General features: G+C 69.1%; 4 protein-coding genes and 1 pseudogene. 4 read left to right on the forward strand and 1 reads right to left on the reverse strand.

Annotated elements, in window-relative coordinates:
* The 3 genes and pseudogenes from G6019_RS09095 to G6019_RS09105 form a co-directional block, all read left to right on the forward strand.
* Positions 1–377: pseudogene (locus tag G6019_RS09095) on the forward strand (MFS transporter); the annotation flags it as partial.
* Positions 378–469: 92 nt separating this feature from the next.
* Positions 470–988: a glutathione peroxidase gene (locus G6019_RS09100; protein WP_156607295.1), complete on the forward strand. Its 519-nt coding sequence runs from the start codon at positions 470–472 to the stop codon at positions 986–988.
* Positions 989–1,030: 42 nt separating this feature from the next.
* The gene (locus G6019_RS09105) at positions 1,031–2,218 is read left to right on the forward strand and encodes an alpha/beta hydrolase (RefSeq protein WP_182612393.1); all 1,188 of its coding nucleotides are present in this window, start codon (positions 1,031–1,033) and stop codon (positions 2,216–2,218) included.
* On the opposite strand, the gene G6019_RS09110 is transcribed toward G6019_RS09105, so the two are convergent.
* Entirely contained in the window at positions 2,191–3,468 is a 1,278-nt protein-coding gene (locus tag G6019_RS09110) for a pyridoxal phosphate-dependent aminotransferase (protein WP_241725960.1), read from the reverse strand. The genes G6019_RS09105 and G6019_RS09110 overlap by 28 nt on opposite strands.
* A 95-nt stretch (positions 3,469–3,563) precedes the next feature.
* Between G6019_RS09110 and G6019_RS09115 the strand changes: the two genes are divergently transcribed.
* Positions 3,564–3,805, forward strand: a 242-nt coding sequence (locus G6019_RS09115) for a GntR family transcriptional regulator (protein ID WP_182627458.1), incomplete at its 3' end; no start/stop codon positions are given.

A 3,805-nucleotide genomic window follows, 5' to 3' on the forward strand; every position in this document is an offset into this window, starting at 1 on the left:
GGGCCGCCGCCGCTGCGTCGGCGGTGACGCTCGGTTTCGTGGCCGCCGTCTCGCTGTTCGGTGTGGACGGGTCGTCCGGCCCGGGGACCGCGTTCTTCGTGGGCGGCTACTTCCTGCTCACCCTCCTGCACTCCGGGGTGCGGGTGGGCCGCAAGACCTACGTGGTGGACGTGGCGGAGGGGGACATGCGCACGACCTACGTCGCGGTCTCCAACTCGGCCATGGGCGTCATCCTGCTCGTGACGGGCGGCATCACCTCGGCTCTCGCGCTGGCGGGGATCGAATGGGCGCTGGTCTTTCTGGCGGTGCTCGGAGTGATCGGGGCGGTGTCCGGGTTGCGGATGCCCGAGGTGTCCGGAGCGTCCGCGACGAGGTGACGCCAGGTGCGGAGCGGGCGAGGTGACGCCAGGTGCGCGGTGGGCGAGGGTGTGGAAGCCTCGGGACGGACGGCGGGTGTCCCCCGCCTGTCATGACGACGACGAGGAGCTGCGCCGTGCCCGATGACAATGTCACTCTCACGGATTTTCGAGCGGGCCTGCTCGACGGGAGCGAGAAGGACCTGGCGGACTACGCCGGGCAGGTGGTCCTGGTGGTCAACACCGCCAGCAAGTGCGGATTCACCCCGCAGTACAAGGGGCTCCAGAAGTTGTACGAGGACTACCGCGACCAGGGTTTCGTGGTACTCGGATTCCCGTGTGACCAGTTCGCCCACCAGGAACCGGGCTCCGATGAGGAGATCGGCTCGTTCTGCGAACGCAACTTCGGCGTGGAGTTCCCGGTGTTCTCCAAGATCGAGGTCAACGGGTCGGGAGCCCACCCGCTCTACGACTGGCTCAAATCCGAGAAATCCGGCTTGCTCGGTGGGCGGATCAAGTGGAACTTCACCAAGTTCCTCGTGGGGCGCGACGGAAAGGTGATCGACAGGTTCGGTCCCACCCGCAAGCCGGAGGACCTGCGGGACGCGGTCGAGGAGGCGCTGCGGGGATAGCGCTAAGCTCCACAGATCACATCGCACAGCACTTGGAGCGTCATGCCTCTCGGACTCCACCGTGTGGTCGCCACCGCCGGGGCATTCGCCGTTGCCCTGACCCTCGGGTCGGCCACTCCCGTTCTCGCCCAGACCGCCAGCATCGACCCCTCGACGCTGGGTTCCGAGAGCCTGGGGACCATCCTCGAGGCGGCCGGTTCGGTTCCGGTCGGGTCGGCCACCCGGTTCATCGGCTCCGTCGGCTCCGCGGATTTCCCGCTGGACGGTGAGGGCTCCGCCACCCCGCTCCCCAACGCGCCCCGCCCGGTGGACGAGACCATCACCACGTCCGAGTTCGTCGAGGTCGAGCGCACGTCCGGCGAGTACGAGTACTGGCTGGTCACGTCCGCGGCGATGAAGCGCGAGGTCATCCTGGAGGTCGTGCCCTCGCGCATCACCGACGACGGCCCGGCGCCCGTGCTCTACATGCTCGACGGCGTCGACGCTCCCGAATACAACTCCGGCTGGAACCACCAGGCGCGGATTCACGACCGCGTGCGCGAGGACAACGTCCACGTGGTCATCCCGACCGGCGCGTACGCCTCGTACTACGCCGACTGGAACCGCGCCGACCCCGTGCTCGGCTACAACAAGTGGGAGACCTTCCTCACCCGGGAGCTTCCGGGGATCGTCGAGCAGGGGCTCGCGACGAAGGGGCTGGAGACCAACGGCAAGAGCGCCATCGGTGGTGCCTCCATGGGTGGTCAGGCGGCCATGCACCTCGCGGCCACCTATCCCGAGATCTACCGGGGCGTCATGTCGTTCAGCGGGTACTACTCGACCATGGACGCGCTCGGATACCAGTCCGTCCGCGGCACGATCGAGACCCGCGGCGGTGACGTCGAGAACATGTGGGGCCCGCGCCGCAGCGAGCAGTGGAAGCGGCATGACACCGTCTCCCATGCCGGGGATCTGAGGAACACGGCCGTGTACTTCTCCTCCGGGAGCAACGTCGCCGGCCCCGCCGACCTCGAGTACTACCGCGGTGGCGCGGACGCCCTGAGCATGATCGTCGGCCAGGTGCTCGAGATGGGCGTGCTGGAGGGGTCGAAGGCGTTGGAGAAGGCGCTGGACCGCGCCGGAGTCGGATACCGGGTCGACTACTCCGACACCGGCTTCCACAACTGGCCGAACTTCCTCAAGAACTTCGGCGCCGGGTGGGATCACATCAAGCCGGCTCTCGAGAGCTGACCTCCGACCCCGGGGCCTCGCGCTCTTGACGTGTGGGCACGCCGCTCGAGGTACCCGGTGATCCTGCCGATCGCGCTCTCCAGCACCGCGGCGTCGGGCAGGCACACGATCCGGAAGTGATCGGGCTCCGGCCAGTTGAAGCCGGTGCCGTGGGTCACCAGCACGTGCTCGGAGCGCAGTAGGTCCAGCACCAGGTCCTCGTCGCTCCGGATGCCGAACCTCTCGGTGTCCAGCCGGGGGAAGCAGTAGAGCGCGCCGCGGGGGGCCACGCAGCTCACGCCCGGGATGGCGTCGAGGCGCTCGGTCGCCAGTGCGAGTTGGCGCTCGATCCGGCCGTCGGGGTCGATCACGTCGGCGCCCCACGGTGAGTCCTCCGCCAGCGCGACCGGGATCGCGTATTGACCCGGGACGTTGGGGCACACCCGCATGTTGGCCAGCAGGGTGAGTCCTTCGAGCAGGTCCTGTGCCCGCTCGAGAGGCCCTGTCGCGGCCACCCAGCCGGCCCGGTACCCGCATACCCGGTACGCCTTGGACAGCCCCCCGAAGGTCAGGCAGAGGACGTCGTCCCCGGCGGCGAGCGCCGCGTGGTGGTGTCGGGCTCCGCCGAACACCAGTTTCTCGTAGATCTCATCGCTGAGCAGGACGAGTCCGTGCCGGCGGGCGATGTCGGCCATGCCCCGGACGGTCTCCGCGCTGTAGACGGCCCCGGTCGGGTTGTTGGGGTTGATCAGCACGAGCGCCGTGGTCCGCGGGGTGACCTTCGACTCGATGTCTGCGAGCGACGGGTTCCAGCCGTCGGACTCGTCGGCCAGGTAGTGCACGGGGACGCCACCGGTGAGGTTCACCGCGCCGGTCCAGGTGGGGTAGTCCGGCGCCGGGAGCAGGATCTCGTCGCCCGGGTCGATCAACGCCTGCAGGACCAGCGTGATGAGTTCGCTCACCCCGTTGCCCAGGAACACGTCCTCGGCGCGCAACCCGGCCACCCCGCATCGCCGGTAGTGGTCGGCCACCGCCGCCCTGGCCTCCGGGATGCCGCGTGAGTCCGAGTAGGCCTGGCCGCTGCCGAGGTCGCGACTCACCGCCTCCACGATCTCGGGCCGCGCCTCGAGACCGAACGGGTACATGTTCCCCAGATTGAGCCGCAGTACGTCGTGGCCCTGGGATTCGAGTCGCTCGGCGTCGGTGAGCAGGGGGCCGCGCACGTCGTAGCGCACGTCGCGGAGGCGTCGGGACTGGCGGTAGATCTGCATGGGGTCATCCCACCGGATAAGTGGACAGGCAAGAAGGTCCACTTCTCGCACACCCGCGAGACCACTTTGCGGCCTCGCGCGCCTACGATGGGAGCATGGCCCGCACCGGAAGTCCCGGATCGGTGGTCCTGGGTGAGGTCTCGGGTGCCGCGGATCTGGTGGACGCGGTCATCGACCTGGTCTCCGACGGTTCCCTGGTCGACGGCGACAGGCTGCCCTCCACGCGCGCGCTCGCCGGGCAGACCGGGCTCTCCCGCGGCACCGTGGTCCGGGCGTTCGACGAGCTCTCGGCCGCCGGCTTCGTCGACTCCGTCCAGGGCTCGGGGACGCGGGTCGC

Source organism: Dietzia sp. DQ12-76, assembly GCF_014145045.1.
Classification (GTDB): domain Bacteria; phylum Actinomycetota; class Actinomycetes; order Mycobacteriales; family Mycobacteriaceae; genus Dietzia.

Bases quoted from the DNA above. Each gene is read 5' to 3' on its own strand.
- G6019_RS09105 (WP_182612393.1), top strand. From the start codon at position 1,031: ATGCCTCTCGGACTCCACCGTGTGGTCGCCACCGCCGGGGCATTCGCC.
- G6019_RS09100 (WP_156607295.1), top strand. From the start codon at position 470: ATGACGACGACGAGGAGCTGCGCCGTGCCCGATGACAATGTCACTCTC.
- G6019_RS09110 (WP_241725960.1), bottom strand. From the start codon at position 3,468: ATGCAGATCTACCGCCAGTCCCGACGCCTCCGCGACGTGCGCTACGAC.